We start from the raw sequence: 19,963 nt of genomic DNA on the forward strand, positions 1-19,963 counted from the left end.
TAGGACGGCTTTTTCGTCTAGCAAAAGGAAAAAATGACAAAAAAAATTGGTGTCGGTCAGGCACATAGTAAGATTATTCTAATAGGGGAGCATGCGGTTGTTTATGGTTATCCTGCCATTTCCCTGCCTCTTTTGGAGGTCGAGGTGACTTGTAAGGTAGTTCCTGCTGAAAGTCCTTGGCGTCTCTATAAGGAGGATACCTTGTCCATGGCGGTGTATGCTTCGCTGGAGTATTTGAATATCAAAGAAGCCTGCATTCGCTGTGAGATTGACTCGGCTATACCTGAGAAGCGGGGAATGGGTTCGTCAGCGGCTATCAGCATAGCGGCCATTCGTGCGGTATTTGACTACTATCAGGCAAATCTGCCTCATGATGTACTAGAAATCTTGGTCAATCGGGCGGAGATGATTGCCCATATGAATCCAAGTGGTTTGGATGCTAAGACCTGTCTCAGTGACCAGCCTATTCGCTTTATCAAGAACGTAGGATTTACAGAGCTTGAGATGAACTTATCCGCCTATTTGGTGATTGCTGATACGGGCGTTTATGGTCATACTCGTGAAGCCATCCAAGTGGTTCAAAGTAAGGGGAAAGATGCCCTACCGTTTTTGCATGCCTTGGGAGAAATGACCCAGCAAGCAGAAGATGCGATTTTACAAAAAGATGCTGAAAAACTGGGACAAATCCTCAGTCAAGCGCATTTACATTTAAAAGAAATTGGTGTTAGTAGTCCTGAGGCGGATTCTCTAGTTGAAACGGCTCTTAGCCATGGTGCTCTGGGTGCCAAGATGAGCGGTGGTGGACTAGGAGGTTGTATTATAGCCTTGGCAGATAATTTAACACACGCACAAGAACTAGTAGAAAGATTAGAAGAGAAAGGAGCTGTTCAGACATGGATAGAGAGCCTGTAACAGTACGTTCCTACGCAAATATTGCTATTATCAAATATTGGGGAAAGAAAAAAGAAAAAGAGATGGTGCCTGCTACTAGCAGTATTTCTTTGACTTTGGAAAATATGTACACGGAGACGACTTTGTCATCTCTACCGACGGATGCAACAGCTGATGCCTTTTATATCAATGGTCAGCTACAAAATGAGGCGGAGCATGCCAAGATGAGTAAGATTATCGACCGTTACCGTCCAGATGGTGAAGGCTTTGTCCGTATTGATACTCAGAACAATATGCCTACCGCAGCGGGCCTGTCCTCAAGTTCTAGTGGTCTGTCCGCCCTGGTCAAGGCTTGCAACGCTTATTTTCAGCTTGGATTGGATAGAAGTCAGTTGGCACAGGAGGCTAAGTTTGCCTCAGGATCTTCTTCTCGAAGTTTTTATGGACCGTTAGGTGCCTGGGATAAGGATAGCGGAGAGATTTACCCGGTAGAGACAGACTTGAAGCTAGCTATGATTATGTTGGTGCTAGAAGACAAGAAAAAACCAATCTCTAGCCGTGATGGGATGAAACTTTGTGTGGAAACATCGACGACTTTTGACGACTGGGTCCGTCAGTCTGAGAAAGACTATCAGGATATGCTGGTTTATCTCAAAGAGAATGATTTTGCCAAGGTTGGGGAATTGACGGAGAAAAATGCCCTTGCTATGCACGCTACGACGAAGACAGCGTCACCAGCCTTTTCTTATCTGACGGATGCCTCTTATGAGGCTATGGACTTTGTTCGCCAGCTGCGTGAGAAAGGAGAGGCCTGCTACTTTACCATGGATGCTGGTCCCAATGTCAAAGTCCTCTGTCAGGAGAAAGACTTGGAGCATTTATCAGAAATGTTCGGTCAACGTTATCGCTTGATTGTGTCAAAAACAAAGGATTTGAGCTAAGATGGTTGCTGTTAAAACTTGTGGAAAACTCTATTGGGCAGGCGAATATGCTATTTTAGAGCCTGGGCAGTTGGCCTTGATAAAGGCTATTCCCATCTATATGAAGGGGGAGATTGCTTTTTCTGATAGTTACCGTATTTATTCGGATATGTTTGATTTCGCAGTGGATTTGACACCAAATCCTGACTATAGCTTGATTCAAGAAACGATTGCTTTAGTGGAAGATTTCCTCGTTTATCGTGGGCAAACCTTGCGACCCTTTTCCTTGGAAATCCGTGGCAAAATGGAACGGGAGGGCAAAAAGTTTGGTCTAGGTTCTAGCGGTAGCGTCGTTGTCTTGGTTATCAAGGCCTTGTTGGTTTTATATGATATTACGGTTGATCAGGGTCTCTTGTTCAAGTTAGCCAGCGCTGTCTTGCTCAAGCGCGGAGATAATGGTTCTATGGGAGACCTTGCCTGTATTGTGGCAGAGGAATTGGTTCTCTACCAGTCATTTGATCGCCAGAAGGTGGCTGCTTGGTTGGAAGAAGAAAACTTGGCGACAGTTTTAGAGCGTGATTGGGGCTTTTCAATTTCGCAAGTGAAACCAACTTTAGAATGTGATTTCCTAGTGGGATGGACCAAGGAAGTGGCTGTATCGAGTCACATGGTCCAGCAAATCAAGCAAAATATCAATCAGAATTTTTTAAATTCCTCAAAAGAAACGGTGGCTTCTTTGGTAGAAGCCTTGGAGCAGGGGAAAGCAGAAAAAATTATCGAGCAAGTAGAAGTAGCCAGTCAACTTTTAGAAGGCTTGAGCGCAGATATTTACACGACTTCGCTTAGACAGTTGAAAGAAGCCAGTCAAGATTTGCAGGCTGTTGCCAAGAGTAGTGGCGCTGGTGGTGGTGACTGTGGGATTGCCTTGAGTTTTGATGAGCAATCAACTGAAACTCTAAAAAACCGTTGGGCCGATCTGGGGATTGAGCTCTTATATCAAGAAAGGATAGGACATGACGACAAATCGTAAGGACGAGCATATCCGCTATGCTCTTGAGCAGAAAAGTTCCTATAATAGCTTTGATGAGGTGGAGTTGATTCATGCTTCCTTGCCTCTTTACGACCTAGATGAAATCAATCTGTCGACAGAATTTGCTGGTCGAAAGTGGGACTTTCCTTTCTATATCAATGCCATGACGGGTGGAAGCGATAAGGGAAGAGAAATCAATCAAAAGCTGGCTCAAGTGGCGGAAGCCTGTGGTATTTTGTTTGTAACGGGTTCTTATAGCGCAGCCCTTAAAGATCCAGCAGATGACTCTTTTTCTGTCAAGTCTGATCATCCAAATCTCCTTCTTGGAACCAATATTGGATTGGACAAGCCTGTCGAGTTAGGACTTCAGACTGTAGATGAGATGAATCCTCTTCTCCTACAGGTGCATGTCAATGTCATGCAGGAATTACTGATGCCTGAGGGGGAAAGGAAGTTCAGATGCTGGCAATCGCATCTAGCAGACTATAGCCAGCAAATTCCTGTTCCGATTGTCCTCAAGGAAGTGGGCTTTGGAATGGATGCCAAGACCATCGAAAGAGCCTATGATCTGGGTGTTCGAACCTTTGACCTGTCAGGTCGTGGTGGCACCAGCTTTGCCTATATTGAAAATCGTCGCAGTGGACAACGTGATTACCTCAATCAATGGGGCCAGTCCACCATGCAGGCCCTTCTCAATGCCCAAGACTGGAAAGACAAGGTCGAACTCTTGGTCAGTGGTGGCGTTCGGAATCCGCTGGATATGATTAAGTGCTTGGTCTTTGGTGCCAAGGCTGTAGGACTGTCTCGAACAGTTTTGGAATTGGTTGAAACACACACAGTCGAAGAAGTGATTGACATTGTCCAAGGCTGGAAAGCAGATCTACGCTTGATTATGTGTGCCCTTAATTGTGCTACCATAGCAGAACTGCAAAAAGTAGATTATCTTCTATATGGAAAATTAAAAGAAGCAAATGATCAGATGAAAAAGGCGTAACCACCGCCTTTTTTCCATCTTCAGACCGAGGTGACTTTTTTGAATTGTGATAAAATAGAAGGGAGAGGATAAACCTATGAGAAAATTTAAAATCTTTTTATTTATCGAAGCCTGTCTTTTGACAGGAGCTCTGATTTTGATGGTATCAGAGCATTTTTCGCGTTTTCTGCTGATTCTATTCCTCTTTTTGCTTTTGATTCGTTATTACACTGGTAAAGAGGGCAATAACCTTCTTTTAGTAGTGGCAACCATTCTCTTCTTTTTCATCGTCATGCTCAATCCTTTTGTGATTCTAGCTATTTTTGTTGCGGTCATCTACAGCCTTTTTCTTCTTTATCCGATGATGAACCAGGAAAAAGAGCAGACAAATTTAGTTTTTGAAGAGGTGGTGACGGTTAAGAAGGAGAAAAATCGTTGGTTCGGAAATCTCCACCATTTTTCAAGCTACCAGATTTGCCAGTTTGATGATATCAATCTTTTTCGCCTCATGGGCAAGGACACCATTCATCTGGAGAGGGTCATCCTAACCAATCATGACAATGTCATTATACTTAGAAAGATGGTAGGAACGACTAAAATCATTGTACCCGTAGATGTAGAAGTTAGTCTCAGTGTTAACTGTCTCTATGGGGATTTGACTTTTTTCAATCAGCCCAAGCGTGCTCTCCGCAATGAACACTATCATCAAGAAACAAGAGACTATCTTAAGAGTAACAAGAGTGTCAAGATTTTCTTGACCACTATGATTGGGGATGTGGAGGTGGTCAGAGGATGAAAAAACAAGCTTATGTAATGATTGCTCTCACCTCCTTTCTGTTTGTCTTATTTTTCTCCCACAGCTTGATGGAAATCCTTGATTTTGACTGGTCTATTTTCTTGCACGATGTCGAAAAAACAAGAAAAATTTATCTTTTTGTTGTTGGTATTCAGCATGTCCATGGCCTGTCTCTTAGCCCTGTTTTGGAGAGGTGTTGAAGAGCTTTCTCTAAGAAAAATGCAGGCTAATCTCAAGCGTTTATTAGCAGGACAAGAAGTGGTTCAGATTGCTGATCCAGAGTTGGATGCCAGTTTCGAGTTCTTGTCAGGGAAACTTAACCTTTTGACAGAAGCTCTTCAAAAAGCTGAAAATCACAGTCTTGCTCAGGAAGAGGAAATCATCGAGAAAGAACGGAAGCGGATTGCTCGGGATTTGCACGATACGGTTAGTCAGGAATTGTTTGCAGCTCACATGATTTTATCAGGTGTCAGCCAGCAGGCTTTGAAATTGGATAGAGAAAAGATGCAGACCCAGTTGCAGAGTGTCACAGCTATTTTAGAAACAGCCCAGAAGGACTTGAGAGTCTTGCTCCTGCATTTGCGACCGGTTGAATTGGAACAGAAGAGCTTGATAGAGGGGATTCAAATCCTCTTAAAAGAGCTTGAGGACAAGAGTGATCTCAAGGTTAGTTTCAAGCAAAACGTGACGAAATTACCTAAGAAAATCGAGGAGCATATCTTCCGTATCCTGCAAGAGTTGATCAGCAATACCCTTCGCCATGCCCAGGCCTCTTGTTTGGATGTCTATCTCTATCAGACAGATTTTGAATTGCAGCTGAAGGTGGTGGACAATGGGATTGGTTTCCAGTTAGGGAATTTAGACGACTTGAGTTATGGACTGCGAAATATCAAAGAGAGGGTTGAAGATATGGCTGGAACAGTTCAACTCTTGACAGCTCCCAAGCAAGGGTTGGCAGTTGATATTCGTATTCCCCTGATTGATAAGGAATGATAAAGGAGTAAAGATGAAAATTTTACTAGTAGATGACCATGAAATGGTCCGATTGGGCTTGAAAAGCTACTTTGACCTCCAAGACGATGTAGAAGTTGTGGGAGAGGCGGCAAACGGATTTCAGGGTATTGACTTGGCCTTGGAATTGCGTCCAGATGTCATTGTCATGGATATTGTCATGCCTGAGATGAATGGGATTGACGCGACCTTAGCCATTCTCAAAGAATGGCCTGAAGCCAAGATTTTGATTGTGACCTCTTACCTAGACAATGAAAAAATCATGCCTGTCTTGAACGCTGGTGCTAGGGGTTATATGCTCAAGACTTCTAGAGCAGACGAACTACTCCATGCCGTCCGTAAGGTAGCTACTGGCGAGCTGGCCATTGAGCAAGAGGTCAGCAAGAAGGTCGAATACCACCGCAATCACATAGAACTACATGAGGACTTGACTGCGCGTGAGCGAGATGTACTACAACTCATCGCCAAGGGCTACGAAAATCAGCGTATCGCAGACGAACTTTTTATCTCTCTCAAGACGGTCAAGACCCATGTGTCCAATATCCTTGCAAAACTTGAAGTCAGTGATCGCACCCAGGCAGCAGTCTATGCTTTTCAGCACCATTTGGTAGGGCATGAGGACTTTTAGTAGTTATATAAAATAATATCGGAGAAATGACTTAATTTAGTATCAAAGAAGCAAGCAAGTACCTCTCCCATCATTGAAAAGCGCATTCGTTACTTGAAAAAAGTCGCTCATTTATGTTATAATAGACTGTATTTAAAAAATTTTAAGGAGAAATGACAGAATGTCTGTATCATTTGAAAACAAAGAAACAAACCGTGGTGTCTTGACTTTCACTATCTCTCAAGACCAAATCAAACCAGAATTGGACCGTGTCTTCAACTCAGTGAAGAAATCTCTTAATGTTCCAGGTTTCCGTAAAGGTCACCTTCCACGTCCTATCTTCGACAAGAAATTTGGTGAAGAATCACTTTACCAAGACGTTATGAACGCTCTTTTGCCAAACGCTTATGAAGCAGCTGTAAAAGAAGCTGGTCTTGAAGTGGTTGCACAACCAAAAATTGACGTAACTTCAATGGAAAAAGGTCAAGACTGGGTTATCACTGCTGAAGTTGTTACAAAACCTGAAGTAAAATTGGGTGACTACAAAAACCTTGAAGTATCAGTTGATGTAGAAAAAGAAGTAACTGACGCTGATGTTGAAGAGCGTATCGAACGCGAACGCAACAACTTGGCTGAATTGGTTATCAAAGAAGCTGCTGCTGAAAACGGCGACACTGTTGTCATCGACTTCGTTGGTTCTATCGACGGTGTTGAATTTGACGGTGGAAAAGGTGAAAACTTCTCACTTGGACTTGGTTCAGGTCAATTCATCCCTGGTTTTGAAGACCAATTGGTAGGTCACTCAGCTGGCGAAACTGTTGATGTTATCGTAACATTCCCAGAAGACTACCAAGCAGAAGACCTTGCAGGTAAAGAAGCTAAATTCGTAACAACTATCCACGAAGTAAAAGCTAAAGAAGTTCCAGCTCTTGACGATGAGCTTGCAAAAGACATCGACGAAGAAGTTGAAACACTTGCTGAATTGAAAGAAAAATACCGTAACGAATTGGCTGCTGCTAAAGAAGAAGCTTACAAAGATGCAGTAGAAGGTGCAGCAATTGATAAAGCTGTAGAAAACGCTGAAATCGTAGAACTTCCAGAAGAAATGATCCACGAAGAAGTTCACCGCTCAGTAAACGAATTCCTTGGAAACTTGCAACGTCAAGGTATCAACCCTGACATGTACTTCCAAATCACTGGAACTACTCAAGAAGACCTTCACAATCAATACCAAGCAGAAGCTGAGTCACGTACTAAGACTAACCTTGTTATCGAAGCAGTTGCCAAAGCTGAAGGGTTTGACGCTTCAGAAGAAGAAATCCAAAAAGAAGTTGAGCAATTGGCAGCAGACTACAACATGGAAGTTGCACAAGTACAAAGCTTGCTTTCAGCTGATATGTTGAAACACGATATCACAATCAAAAAAGCTGTTGAATTGATCACAAGCACAGCAACAGTAAAATAATCTTAATAAACAAAAATCCCACCTGACTAGGTGGGTTTTCTTATGCGCTATTTTCCGAAAATCTCTTCAAACCACGTCAGCGTCACCTTACCGTGCTCAAGTACAGCTTACGGCTATCTTCCTAGTTTGCTCTTTGATTTTCATTGAGTATTAATAAACAAAAATCCCACCTAAATTGGTGGGTTTTCTGATGCACTATTTTCCAAAAATCTCTTTGAGGTCTGCGTCTGTAATCCCAATCATGGCTGGGATACTGTCCCAGTTTTCTTCGGTCAAGATGTAGGATTGTTCGGAGGTACTTGATGTGACTGTTTCAGAGATAGCTGGTTGCTTTTCTTCAACATTCTCCAATAAATCACTGAAGCGTTCAATCAGATAGGTTTTTCGGGCAGTTCCGATGTGCTGGGTAGCATAGTCGAAGGCCTGTAATTCACCTAGTAAGATAAGCTTGCTTTTGGCGCGTGTAATGGCTGTATAGATGAGATTGCGCTCCAGCATACGCCTACTAGCACTAGTGATAGGCAGGATGACAACAGGGAACTCACTTCCCTGAGACTTATGAATACTCATGGCATAGGCTAGGCGAATCTTATACCATTCGTTACGGGGGTAAGAGACTTCATTACCGTCAAAATCAATGACAATCTCGTCTTGTTTCGACTCGGTGTATTTACCAGGGATCAGATCTGTGATAGCTCCCAAATCTCCGTTAAAGACATTGATTTCAGCATCGTTGACCAAGTGAATGACCTTGTCTCCCTTGCGATAGTGGCACTGGGGAGCTTCAAAACTAAGTTGGTCTTTTTGTGGTGGATTGAGCAGATCTTGCATGAGTTGGTTGATGGCATCAATCCCTGCAGTCCCTCGGTACATGGGAGCCAGAACTTGGATATCACGGGCAGGAATGCCACTTCTGAGGGCAGCGCCTAAGATCTTTTCAATGGTGGCAGGAATATGGCCACTAGCGATTTCAAAGTAGGAACGGTCAGCTTTTTTCTGGGTGAAATCAGCTGGCAAGATGCCCTGTCGAATCTGACTAGCTAGGGTGACGATAGTTGATTCTTCGCTTTGCCGGTAAATTTTTTCCAAGCGAGTCTGAGGAATCAAAGGAATATGAAGCAGATCCGCTAGAACCTGTCCAGGACTGACAGAAGGCAACTGGTCGCTGTCACCTACGATGAGAATTTTACTGTTAGAAGAGATGTTGGAGAAGAGTTGATTTGCCAGCCAAGTATCCACCATAGAAAATTCATCTACGATGATAAAGTCGGCATCCAGATAATCTTCCAGATGACTGGTATCATCGTCACCTGTCATTCCCAAGTGACGATGTATGGTCGCACTTGGCAAGCCTGTTAATTCATTCATGCGGCGAGCAGCTCGACCAGTTGGAGCAGCAAGAAGAATAGGCAGATTACTTTTTTTTCTGAGGTTAAGTCCTTCTAAAAGGGCATAAACAGCGATGATCCCATTGATAACAGTTGTCTTACCAGTACCAGGTCCACCTGTCAGGATAAAGACCTTATTCTGGATAGCATCACAGATAGCTTGTTTTTGAATGTTATCATACTCAATCTCCAGATCTTCTTCGACAGTAGCGATATGTTTTTGAATGGTTTCTAAATCATGACTCTTCTGTTTTCCTTTTTCAAGGATACGAACCAAGTGACTGCGGATACCTTCCTCAGCGAAAAAGAGGCTGTTGTCAAAAATCTTGGTATCAATCTGCTGAACCTTGTCTTCTTCAATCAGGTAGGAGAGTTCTTGAGCTACTTGGCTGGGATCCAGTTCCACGGGGCGAGAAGATTCAAGGAGAGTAAGGGTTTGTTCTAGCAAATCCCGTGCTTCAACATAGGTGTCCCCTGTTTCCATACAGGCCTGAAAAAGACTATGAACTAGACCGGCACGGAAGCGCTCAGGAGCCTGACTTTCGATGCCTAGTTCTTCCGCTAATTGGTCAGCAATGGTAAAGCCCAAACCCTTGATATCCTCGACCAATTGGTAGGGATAATTTTCAACCACATCAAGGGTTTCTTCCTTGTAAAAGTCTTGAATCTGAAAGGCTAGTTTGTTGGGAATGCCGTAGTTGGCTAGTTTGGCCAAGACCATCTCCGTTCCGTAGTTGAGACGGAGAGTGGAGACGAAAGCCTCGCGATTTTTGGCAGATAGTCCTGCGATACCTTCTAACTTTTCTGGGTGTTGCAGAATTTCGTCAATGGTATTGTCGCCATAGGTGTCGACGATTTTCTGAGCTGTCTTGAGACCAATTCCCTTGAAATGGCTACTTGAAAAGTACTTGACCAAGCCCTTACTAGTTGGTTTTGCACGTTCATAACGGCTGATTTGCAGTTGTTCCCCATACTTGGAGTGCTGGACAATTTGTCCCCAAAATGTATAGTCTTCTCCCTCAATCACATCAGCCATGGTGCCAGTAACAATGATTTCAAAATCATCAAAATCCTCTGCGTCCGTATCTTCGATTTCTAGGAGGAGGATGCGATAAAAATTGCTGGGATTTTCAAAAATAATCCGTTCAATGGTTCCTGAAAAATAAACTTCCATAAAATTCCTTTGTATGAATAGGTGAGAGTTAATACTCTTCGAAAATCTCTTCAAACCACGTCAGCTTCCATCTGCAACCTCAAAACACTGTTTTGAGCAACCTGCGGATAGCTTCCTAGTTTGCTCTTTGATTTTCATTGAGTATAACTTTGTTTCTATCTTAATCAAACTGGATAGTGAATAATCATATTCTCACGATAGAAGAAGAGGCTGAGATTGGTGATTCTCGGCCTCTTAGGATTCTTAAAATGTTCCGATACGGGTGATTGGCCAGAAGCGGAATTTAGCTTCCCCTGTGATATCTTTTGCTTTGAAGGTACCTACATGGCGGCTGTCACTCGAAACCAAGCGGTCATCTCCGAGGAGAAGGTATTCTCCTTCTGGAACAGTAAAGCTAAAGTTGGTGTTATAGTTGACATCAACTGTGAAGGCTTGGGCTTTTTGAGCAATACTTCTAAAGAAAGTTCCTTTATTTCCTTCAAATCCCTTGCCTGAGTAAGTGCTTTGGAGTTTGTCATCCTTGAAACGTTTGATGTAGTCAGCTAGGTAAGGTTCATCTGTCTCTTTGTCATTGATGTAAAGTTTATCATTTTCGTAACGAATGGTGTCGCCAGGCATTCCGATGACACGTTTGACAATGTCCTTATTGCCATCTTCCTCATGGGCAACCACGATATCAAAACGGTCAATAGGGAGGTGCTTAACAACAAAGAGGATTTCGCCATCCGCTAGGGTAGGATCCATGGAATGGCCTTCTACGCGGACATTACTCCAAAAAAAGATACGGCTCAAAGCTAGTAATGACAGAATCAGGAGGAATAATCCCCACTCTTTTAAGAAATTTTTAAATGAATTCATAACTTACCTTTCTAAGCGTTTTTTCGCTTTTTCAGTATTTTTAAAGTGCAGTTTGGCGCAGAAGTTAAGTCCCTGCATACCATAGGCTTGCAAAATCTGGCTAGCCACCTTGTCAGAAGCCGTTCCAGCTCCACTTGGAAGTTGATAGCCCAGTTCTCGTCCCAGATTTTCTAGATTTTCCAGAAAGAGATCACGCGCAATGACAGAAGAAACTGCGACAGCCAAGTATTTGCCCTCAGCCTTTTCTTCCAAGCTGATAGGATTGCTGAAATGATTGGCCTCTTGTGCCAAGTACTTGTCATAATTTTTAGCACTGGTAAAGGCATCAATCACAATTTTCTCGGGCTGGATGCCTTTTTGAAGAAGGAGATAGATAGCCTGATTATGGAGGGCTACCTTAACCGAAACAGCGTTGTAGCGGTCTCCGATGACCTCGTTGTACTTGCTTGGTGAGAGAAGCAGTGTCTGGTGCTGGATTTTTTCTTTGAGGATAGGGGCAATCTGACGAATCTTTTGGTCGGTCAGAGTTTTAGAATCCCCCACACCGAGTTTTCGCAAGAAGGCATGCTGGTCAGGTGTGACAAAGGAAGCCACAACTGCAAGTCCACCAAAGTAGGAACCATTTCCAACCTCATCTGTCCCAATTAAAGGAAGATTTTGTACGCTGGTTTGCTCTACAGCTTGATAGCCAAAGAAATGAGCGTATTTCTCAGCCCCTTCACCCTGAAGCAAGACCTTTCCAGAAGTATAGATAGAAACCGTTGCCTGAGGTAGTCGCAAAAAGTAGCGTATATAGGGATTCTTACTGGGAGCCAGACTGGTTTGATAGTGTTCAAGAAAAGCCTGAATCTCCTTTTCGCTTGGTGTGAGTGTTATACTTGCCATAGTTTCTATTGTACCATAAAAGCAGGCAAATTTGTAAAAACTGACAAAGTTAGCGAATTTTGGTATAATATCGTGAGGTGAATTTTATGGCAAATCTAAATCGATTCAAATTTACATTCGGGAAAAAATCATTAACCTTGACAAGCGAGCATGATAACCTTTTTATGGAGGAAATCGCCAAGGTTGCGACAGAAAAATACCAAGCAATTAAAGAACAAATGCCTAGTGCAGATGATGAAACCATCGCTCTTTTGTTGGCAGTCAACTGTTTATCAACTCAGCTCAGCCGTGAGATTGAATTTGATGATAAGGAGCAAGAATTAGAAGAACTCCGTCACAAGCTTGTGACTTGCAAGCAAGAACAGAGCAAGATTGAGGATTCCTTATGATTTCACTCTTTCTTCTATTGGTCTTGGCTTGGGGATTTTATATCGGCTATCGGAGAGGACTGCTCTTACAGGTTTATTACCTGATTTCAGCACTGGCATCGGCTTTTGTGGCTGGCCAGTTTTACAAGGGGCTTGGAGAGCAATTTCATTTGTTGGTCCCTTATGCAAATCCACAGGAAGGTCAGGGGACTTTCTTTTTCCCATCGGATCAACTCTTTCAGTTAGATAAGGTCTTTTATGCAGGTATCGGCTACTTGCTTGTATTTGGGATTGTCTATAGCATTGGTCGTTTACTTGGTCTTTTGTTACACTTGATTCCTAGTAAAAAACTGGGAGGTAAGTTGTTCCAAGTTTCAGCAGGGATCTTGTCCATGTTGGTGACCTTATTTGTCTTGCAAATGGCCTTGACCATCTTGGCGACCATTCCCATGGCGGCTATACAAAATCCTCTTGAAAAGAGTATCGTCGCAAAACACATCATCCAGAGCATACCAGTAACAACTAGTTGGCTCAAACAAATCTGGGTGACAAATTTAATCGGATAAAAAGGGCAGGAGTTTTCCTAGCCCTTTGTTTACAGATTTGACTGAATGTAAAAAGTTACTACACCTAATACTCAATGAAAATCAAAGAGCAAACTAGGAAGCTAGCCGCAGGCTGTACTTGAGTACGGTAAGGCGACGCTGACGTGGTTTGAATTTGATTTTCGAAGAGTATAGACATTCAAAGACAAGGAAATAACGATGAACAAGAAAATATTAGAAACGTTAGAGTTCAATAAGGTCAAGGCCTTGTTTGAACCCCATTTGTTGACCGAGCAGGGCTTGGAGCAATTGAGACAGCTAGCTCCGACTGCCAAAGCAGATAAAATTAAACAGGCTTTTGCTGAGATGAAGGAAATGCAGGCTCTTTTTGTTGAGCAACCGCATTTTACCATTCTTGCAACCAAGGAAATCGCAGGAGTCTGCAAGCGATTGGAGATGGGCGCAGACCTCAATATTGAGGAGTTTATACTCTTGAAGCGCGTGCTTCTGTCTAGCCGAGAATTGCAAAGTTTTTATGCCAATCTGGAAAATGTCAGTTTGGAAGAATTAGCCCTCTGGTTTGAGAAATTACATGATTTTCCGCAATTACAAGGAAATCTCCAAGCCTTTAATGATGCAGGTTTCATTGAAAATTTTGCCAGTGAAGAATTGGCACGAATCCGCAGAAAAATCCATGATAGCGAGAGTCAGGTACGCGATGTTTTACAGGACCTGCTCAAGCAAAAAGCGCAGATGTTGACAGAAGGTATTGTTGCCAGCAGAAATGGTCGTCAGGTTTTACCAGTCAAAAACACCTATCGCAATAAGATTGCAGGTGTCGTTCATGATATTTCTGCTAGTGGAAACACCGTCTATATCGAACCCCGTGAGGTGGTCAAACTGAGCGAAGATATTGCTAGTCTGCGAGCAGATGAGCGCTATGAAATGCTTCGTATTCTCCAAGAAATCTCGGAGCGTGTCCGCCCTCATGCGGCTGAGATTGCTAATGACGCTTGGATTATCGGCCATCTGGACTTGATTCGTGCCAAGGTCCGCTTTATCCAAGAAAGGCAAGCAGTCGTTCCTAAGCTGTCAGAAAATCAAGAGATTCAACTGCTACATGTCTGCCATCCTTTGGTCAAAAATGCCGTCGCAAATGATGTCCATTTTGGCCAGGATTTAACAGCTATTGTCATCACAGGTCCCAACACTGGTGGTAAGACCATCATGCTTAAAACTCTGGGCTTGACGCAGGTTATGGCCCAGTCAGGATTACCGATTTTGGCAGATAAGGGAAGCCGTGTGGGTATTTTTGAAGAAATCTTTGCTGATATTGGCGATGAGCAGTCTATTGAGCAGAGTTTGTCTACCTTCTCTAGCCACATGACCAACATCGTGGATATTCTTGGCAAGGTCAATCAACATTCCCTCTTACTCTTGGATGAGTTGGGTGCTGGTACAGACCCTCAAGAGGGAGCTGCCCTTGCCATGGCTATTCTGGAGGACCTTCGCCTGCGTCAAGTCAAGACCATGGCGACTACCCACTATCCCGAACTCAAGGTCTATGGTATCGAGACAGCCTTTGTGCAAAATGCCAGCATGGAGTTTGATACTGCAACTCTTCGCCCGACCTATCGCTTTATGCAGGGTGTGCCTGGCCGAAGCAATGCCTTCGAAATTGCCAAACGTCTAGGCCTATCTGAAGTCATCGTAGGGGATGCCAGTCAGCAGGTCGATCAAGACAATGATGTCAATCGTATCATTGAGCAACTAGAAGAGCAGACGCTAGAGAGTCGTAAACGCTTGGACAATATCCGCGAGGTGGAGCAAGAAAATCTCAAGATGAACCGTGCTCTCAAAAAGCTCTACAACGAACTCAATCGTGAAAAGGAAACCGAGCTTAATAAGGCGCGTGAACAAGCTAGTGAGATTGTGGACATGGCCCTCAGTGAAAGTGACCAGATTCTCAAAAATCTCCACAGTAAATCCCAACTCAAACCCCATGAAATCATTGAAGCCAAGGCCAAACTGAAAAAATTGGCACCTGAAAAAGTGGACTTGTCTAAAAATAAGGTCCTTCAAAAGGCTAAGAAAAAACGAGCTCCAAAGGTGGGAGATGATATCGTGGTTCTCAGTTATGGACAGCGTGGTACCTTGATCAGTCAACTCAAAGATGGCCGCTGGGAAGCCCAAGTCGGCTTGATTAAGATGACCTTGGAAGAAAAAGAGTTTGACCTTGTTCAAGCCCAGCAAGAAAAGCAAGTCAAGAAGAAACAGGTCAATGTTGTGAAACGAACTTCTGGTCGTGGTCCACAAGCCAGACTGGACCTTCGAGGCAAACGTTACGAAGAAGCCATGAATGAGCTAGATGCCTTTATCGACCAAGCTTTGCTTAACAATATGGCTCAAGTTGATATCATCCATGGTATCGGAACAGGTGTTATCCGTGAAGGTGTCACCAAATACCTACAAAGAAACAAGCATGTCAAGAGTTTCGGCTATGCCCCACAAAATGCTGGAGGCAGTGGAGCGACTATTGTGACCTTTAGAGGATAAGAAAAGCCTGAGGAAATACAAGATTCCTCAAGCTTTTTTGATTTCTAGACTAGATGTCTAAAGGTTGCCCTGTGTGATTGAGCTGTGTGACAGTAACAAAGAAATCCTCTCTCATTCGTGTCAAAAGTTGATTTGGATAAATTTTTTCAAAGTTATCGAGACTAGCAAAAATGTGTTTAGCAAGTTCTAGACCTCTGACATCATCTTGTCGGAGAAAATTATTAGCCCGTTCCATGGAAAGATTAATCATTTCTGTCATCTTGGTACTCAGTAGAGGGAAAGTATTAATCACTTCCAGAGTCTTCACCGCTAAATTCTCAGCCTTATCATAGTAGCCATTGACAGAGTAATGTTTGATAGCAGTTCTTAAGCAGGCAATATAGTAGTCAGCAGTACGGATTGAATGGTATTCAGTCTGTTTTTTTAGAGTGTCTAATAAGTGGTAGAGCCTGTAATCTAAAAATTCGATTGAAAAGTGAGGCAGGATAGATGAAAAGATATTAACCTCAATTTTATTCCAATCGTCCAATTCACTCAGATAGTTCTTGATATATTCTAATTCTTGATAATCTTTTGGAGTCAGAAAAGAATCGCCGATGATGTTTGCGATAGCAAATTTATTGACTACACGATTGGCAATCACATAGTGTTCAGCGATCCCAGGATTTTCCATGGGTTGATTAATCAAACTAATAATCTTTTTAAATTCACGCTTATAGGCCAAATCAGCAACTTGAGCCTGTAATTTATGAAATTCAGTTGGAAACATCTGCGTTTTGAGACTATCAAAGGTCTCTTTATCAATTCCAATATTAGATAGAATCTCTTCAAATTTTTGAATGGTTATTCGAGATTTCCCTTGTTCAAACTGACGTAAAAAGTGAGGAGTCACCGTTGTACCAGCAGCTTCCTTCTGAGTAAACCCTCTTTCCTCACGAATAGCCTTATAGACTAATCCATAAACACTTTCATCTTGCATCCTAAATCTCCTCAAGTCCTTTTTTCCATTCTATCATAATTCTACCAGTTTTTAAGGGAATTTTTAGAAAAAAGTAAATATAGTTACGCGTTTCGGGGGGGGGGGGGGGGGTAATTGTTCAATAAAGGTAAATATAAATACGCTTTTCGTAAATAAGGTAAATAGCATGCTATACTGTAACCGTAAACAATAAAAATTTAAAGGAGATTTTTGATGATGAAGTCAAAAACAGTTTTAGTAACCAGCCTAGCGGCTGCAACATTTGGTCTTGTCTCTCTTGTAGACACAGCAGGAGTTCTACCTTTTTCAGCACAAACGGTGCAGGCTGACACCCAGACGATTAATCCATCTGCAAAATACTATATTCTTGTTCCCAATGATTCAGAAGTATTTAAAGGATGGAAGGGAACTGCCAATCGTCCCATTATTTGGGCTACAAAAACTACTCCAGAATTATCTTACTTCGAAGAATCCGATCGCAACTATATAGCTCTTGAGAATAAGTCTGGTGCCAATTACATAGAGTGGAAGGGAACTGTAGACGAGTTTAAAGAGGCTGTGAAGAAGCTGACTGGTAAAACAACAGCTGCTACAACTCCCAAAACGTCTAACCAATCAACAGCTGCTACAACTCCCAAAACGTCTAGTCAATCAACAACTACTACAACTTCAAAAACGTCTGGTCAATCAACACCGAATCAAAGAGATGGATGGTCGGGTTTATCTTATTATCAAAATGGTAGTAAAGTTATCAGTAAGTGGATTTTCGATAAAAACTATAATTCCTACTTCTACCTAGATGCTTCAGGTAACTTTGTCCAAAATTCTTGGGTAGGAAACTATTACCTTAAATCAGGTGGTTACATGGCTAAGAGTGAGTGGATTTTTGATAAGAACTATGGTGCCTACTATTATCTAACGTCTGAGGGGAGCTATTCTTACAGTACTTGGGTTGGTGATTATTATGTTAAATCAAATGGTAAGATGGCTACAAAAGAGTGGATTTTTGATAAAAACTATGATTCATACTATTACTTAACATCAGAAGGAAGCTATGCTCGTAACACATGGGTAGGTGACTACTATCTCAAATCAAATGGTAAGATGGCAGTCAACGAACGTACCCCAGATGGTTATCAAGTGGATGAATCAGGTAAGTGGGTTAAATAAAAAACTATAAAATGGAGGAAAATAACATGAATAAAAAGAAATTATTAGTATGTGCTGTGGCACTTTCAACAGTTGGAGTAGTATCAACAATCGACACAGCAGGAGTTCTCCCTTTTTCAGCACAAACAGTGCATGCGGATGACATCATTGCAGTTGGTAATGTTGATCACAAGGTCAATCTAAGTTTGGTTGGCTATGATAAAAATCGTGGCGTTTCTGTAACTTTTTCAACTGATAGTGTCAATCCTAATTTTGTTAATAATTGGAATAGTAAGCAAGATTATATTTTTGTAAGAACGAAACTGGTTAATGCTAAAACAAAAGAAGTTGTCGATGATGATACTGGAGCACAAGTTAGTTTAAGATCCTATGATTTAACAAAAAGTAGCAATGACTCTTATTTATATGATTCGATTCCTGACGGAGAATATAAATATGAAGCCTATGTGAGTGAATTTTATATCGATCCTCAAACTAAGCTTCGTCATCAATACAAAGGAGAATCTCCTGTCTTTAGTATTAAAGACGGTAAATTTGCTGGTCTAGTATCTTCAACACAATCAACTACAACACCAAAAGCATCTGAAACTCCAAAACCAGCCACTAGCTCTAACTCAGGTCAGACTGGTTGGTCAGGTTCTTCTTACTATAAAGCTGGTGTTAAAGTAGTCAATCAATGGATTTTTGATGTTCAGTACAATTCCTACTTCTACCTAGATGCTTCAGGTAACTTTGTTCAAAATGCTTGGTCAGGAAGTTATTACCTCAAATCAGGTGGCTACATGGCTAAGAGCGAGTGGATTTATGACAATAACTATAAATCATACTATTACTTGACAGCAGAGGGTAGCTATGCGCGTAATGCTTGGGCTGGAAGTTACTACCTCAAATCAGATGGTAAAATGGCTAAGAGTGAGTGGATCTATGATAGTAGCTACCAATCTTACTATTACCTAACGTCAGAAGGAAGCTATGCTCGTAACACATGGGTAGGTGACTACTATCTCAAATCAAATGGTAAGATGGCAGTCAACGAACGTACCCCAGATGGCTACCAAGTAGATAGTTCAGGTAAGTGGGTTAAATAAAATAAAAATAGTGAAAGGAATTAGCACAGGCTGGTTTCTTTCTCTTAGATAAGGGAGTAATATGAAAAAGTTTTTATTAGCCACAACACTTTTACTGACACTAGTTCTAGGAGGCTGTCAGTATCTACCATGGAACAAAAGCGCAGAAACACCATCTGATTCAACATCAGATACATCTGCAGCAAGTCCAGAGATAGATTACAGTTCCTATAATAAAGTTTTGGATGACTATGAAAAAGTAGCTAAAGGCACCTTGCCAACAGGTATGGATGTCGATCCTCTGGCTAGTCAAGTGAAGTCTTCTCAAGGCTTTTATACAGATGTGGTTTACCATAAGACAGATTTGAATAACGACGGAGTAGATGAACTCCTGCTGGCTCTTGAAATGAAGAGTGGCGAAAAGAGTTTGCTTGATATCCGTACTTTGAAAGATGGAAAGGTGATTCGCCTGACCAATCAAGAAAATCGTTTAGACCAGATTGGTGAGAGAATGACAGTCGGTATCTTGCCAGATAATTCTCTGCTATATCGTGGAGCTGGTACAGCAACGAGTCATATCTATACCCACTATCAATTTAGTGAAGATGGACAGTCTTTGGTAAAGGGTAAGGAGGCTCAAGAACTAGCAGATCTTGGGGTCGGTTCTCCCATTTCTCTAGAGACCTTAAGCTGGAAGTCTGTTTCAGATAAGATTCCTGGAGGGGCAAGTGCAGATAAGGGGACAGCTGAGACATCATCTTCAACTAGCGAAACTGCTTCTAAAAAAAATGGATATAAATGCCATAAAAAATGGAGATTTTTCTAGTATTGAGGGAAAATGGAGTAATGGTCACGGAGGAGAAGACTTAGTCTTTAGTAAAGATGGCTTGATAGCGCCAGAGAAATTTAAAGTTGACCTTGCAGAATCAGAAATAGTAAATGAGTTTCTACGAGCTCGCTATTCAGGTCCATCTTTTGGAGTCTTTATTCAATTCATACCAGCAGGTGTTAGAATACCTGATGAGACATCAATGGATGGATTAATATCAGACGCTTCGGATATTAGTAAAGATAGAATTCTCTATCGTGCTTCATTTCCAGTACATAATAAACCAGAACAATTCTTATATCGTGTAGACTAGGAGTGAAATATATTCATTTAATTAACAGCACCTCACGCAAATGGGAATGCTCAATCTTTTTCTACAGAGTCAAATAAGATTTTCCCAAAATCCATTGACAAAAGCCAACATTTTTTGTAAAATAAGAATCAATTAAAT

The 19,963-nt window shown here is 42.0% G+C and carries 18 protein-coding genes and 1 pseudogene; 15 read left to right on the forward strand and 4 right to left on the reverse strand.

Translation table 11 applies throughout. From position 1 onward, the window contains the following. Positions 1-33 precede the first annotated feature (33 nt). The 8 genes and pseudogenes from mvk to tig all read left to right on the forward strand — a co-directional run bounded on the left by mvk (position 34) and on the right by tig (position 7,693). The gene (gene mvk / locus SMSK597_RS04720) at positions 34-912 is read left to right on the forward strand and encodes a mevalonate kinase (protein ID WP_000162301.1); all 879 of its coding nucleotides are present in this window, start codon (positions 34-36) and stop codon (positions 910-912) included. Further along, on the forward strand, positions 894-1,832 hold the full coding sequence (gene mvaD / locus SMSK597_RS04725) for a diphosphomevalonate decarboxylase (RefSeq protein ID WP_000373471.1): 939 nt from the start codon (positions 894-896) through the stop codon (positions 1,830-1,832). Before mvk ends, mvaD begins: the two co-directional genes overlap by 19 nt. Before the next feature lies 1 nt (position 1,833). Further along, a complete protein-coding gene (locus tag SMSK597_RS04730; RefSeq protein WP_000226749.1) occupies positions 1,834-2,841 on the forward strand; it encodes a phosphomevalonate kinase in 1,008 nt (335 codons plus the stop codon). After that, entirely contained in the window at positions 2,825-3,835 is a 1,011-nt protein-coding gene (gene fni, locus SMSK597_RS04735) for a type 2 isopentenyl-diphosphate Delta-isomerase (RefSeq protein ID WP_000210634.1), read from the forward strand. The genes SMSK597_RS04730 and fni overlap by 17 nt, the downstream gene beginning before the upstream one ends. 76 nt (positions 3,836-3,911) lie before the next feature. Beyond that, entirely contained in the window at positions 3,912-4,610 is a 699-nt protein-coding gene (gene liaF, locus SMSK597_RS04740; protein ID WP_001224647.1) for a cell wall-active antibiotics response protein LiaF, read from the forward strand. Then, a pseudogene (locus SMSK597_RS04745) lies at positions 4,607-5,603 on the forward strand (envelope stress sensor histidine kinase LiaS). Before liaF ends, SMSK597_RS04745 begins: the two are co-directional and overlap by 4 nt. Before the next feature lie 13 nt (positions 5,604-5,616). Then, positions 5,617-6,249, forward strand: coding sequence for a response regulator transcription factor (locus tag SMSK597_RS04750; RefSeq protein ID WP_000698410.1), 633 nt, complete (start codon positions 5,617-5,619; stop codon positions 6,247-6,249). A gap of 160 nt (positions 6,250-6,409) precedes the next feature. Next, a complete protein-coding gene (gene tig, locus SMSK597_RS04755) occupies positions 6,410-7,693 on the forward strand; it encodes a trigger factor (protein WP_000116491.1) in 1,284 nt (427 codons plus the stop codon). A gap of 195 nt (positions 7,694-7,888) precedes the next feature. Here the strand turns inward: tig and recD2 are convergent, their stop codons facing one another. The 3 genes from recD2 to rnhC all read right to left on the reverse strand — a co-directional run bounded on the left by recD2 (position 7,889) and on the right by rnhC (position 11,998). Beyond that, positions 7,889-10,255 (reverse strand): SF1B family DNA helicase RecD2, encoded by a 2,367-nt coding sequence (gene recD2 / locus SMSK597_RS04760; RefSeq protein ID WP_000454526.1) that lies wholly within the window; start codon positions 10,253-10,255, stop codon positions 7,889-7,891. Positions 10,256-10,498: 243 nt separating this feature from the next. Beyond that, entirely contained in the window at positions 10,499-11,113 is a 615-nt protein-coding gene (lepB, locus tag SMSK597_RS04765; RefSeq protein WP_001083986.1) for a signal peptidase I, read from the reverse strand. Positions 11,114-11,116: 3 nt separating this feature from the next. Continuing rightward, on the reverse strand, positions 11,117-11,998 hold the full coding sequence (gene rnhC, locus SMSK597_RS04770) for a ribonuclease HIII (protein ID WP_000146884.1): 882 nt from the start codon (positions 11,996-11,998) through the stop codon (positions 11,117-11,119). A gap of 86 nt (positions 11,999-12,084) precedes the next feature. On the opposite strand from rnhC, the gene zapA reads away from it, so the two are divergent. The 3 genes from zapA to SMSK597_RS04785 all read left to right on the forward strand — a co-directional run bounded on the left by zapA (position 12,085) and on the right by SMSK597_RS04785 (position 15,467). Then, positions 12,085-12,387 carry a cell division protein ZapA gene (gene zapA, locus SMSK597_RS04775; RefSeq protein ID WP_000002019.1) on the forward strand — a complete coding sequence of 101 codons (303 nt, stop codon included), beginning with the start codon at positions 12,085-12,087 and terminating at the stop codon, positions 12,385-12,387. Next, a complete protein-coding gene (locus SMSK597_RS04780; protein ID WP_000624349.1) occupies positions 12,384-12,932 on the forward strand; it encodes a CvpA family protein in 549 nt (182 codons plus the stop codon). The genes zapA and SMSK597_RS04780 overlap by 4 nt, the downstream gene beginning before the upstream one ends. 198 nt (positions 12,933-13,130) lie before the next feature. After that, positions 13,131-15,467, forward strand: coding sequence for an endonuclease MutS2 (locus tag SMSK597_RS04785; protein ID WP_001035044.1), 2,337 nt, complete (start codon positions 13,131-13,133; stop codon positions 15,465-15,467). Positions 15,468-15,516: 49 nt separating this feature from the next. On the opposite strand, the gene SMSK597_RS04790 is transcribed toward SMSK597_RS04785, so the two are convergent. Continuing rightward, positions 15,517-16,446, reverse strand: a complete 930-nt coding sequence (locus SMSK597_RS04790) for a helix-turn-helix domain-containing protein (protein WP_001150389.1) — start codon at positions 16,444-16,446, stop codon at positions 15,517-15,519. A 216-nt stretch (positions 16,447-16,662) separates the two neighbouring features. On the opposite strand from SMSK597_RS04790, the gene SMSK597_RS04795 reads away from it, so the two are divergent. The 4 genes from SMSK597_RS04795 (at position 16,663) to SMSK597_RS13750 (ending at position 19,825) form a co-directional block, all read left to right on the forward strand. Then, a complete protein-coding gene (locus SMSK597_RS04795; RefSeq protein ID WP_025169657.1) occupies positions 16,663-17,616 on the forward strand; it encodes a hypothetical protein in 954 nt (317 codons plus the stop codon). A 26-nt stretch (positions 17,617-17,642) separates the two neighbouring features. Beyond that, positions 17,643-18,704 carry a hypothetical protein gene (locus SMSK597_RS04800; protein ID WP_001035288.1) on the forward strand — a complete coding sequence of 354 codons (1,062 nt, stop codon included), beginning with the start codon at positions 17,643-17,645 and terminating at the stop codon, positions 18,702-18,704. A 61-nt stretch (positions 18,705-18,765) separates the two neighbouring features. Next, the gene (locus SMSK597_RS04805) at positions 18,766-19,509 is read left to right on the forward strand and encodes a hypothetical protein (RefSeq protein ID WP_004237461.1); all 744 of its coding nucleotides are present in this window, start codon (positions 18,766-18,768) and stop codon (positions 19,507-19,509) included. Next, entirely contained in the window at positions 19,472-19,825 is a 354-nt protein-coding gene (locus tag SMSK597_RS13750; RefSeq protein WP_004237462.1) for a DUF6287 domain-containing protein, read from the forward strand. Before SMSK597_RS04805 ends, SMSK597_RS13750 begins: the two co-directional genes overlap by 38 nt. Positions 19,826-19,963 lie beyond the last annotated feature (138 nt).

The sequence above is a fragment of the Streptococcus mitis SK597 genome (genome assembly GCF_000148545.1).
GTDB lineage: Bacteria > Bacillota > Bacilli > Lactobacillales > Streptococcaceae > Streptococcus > Streptococcus mitis_C.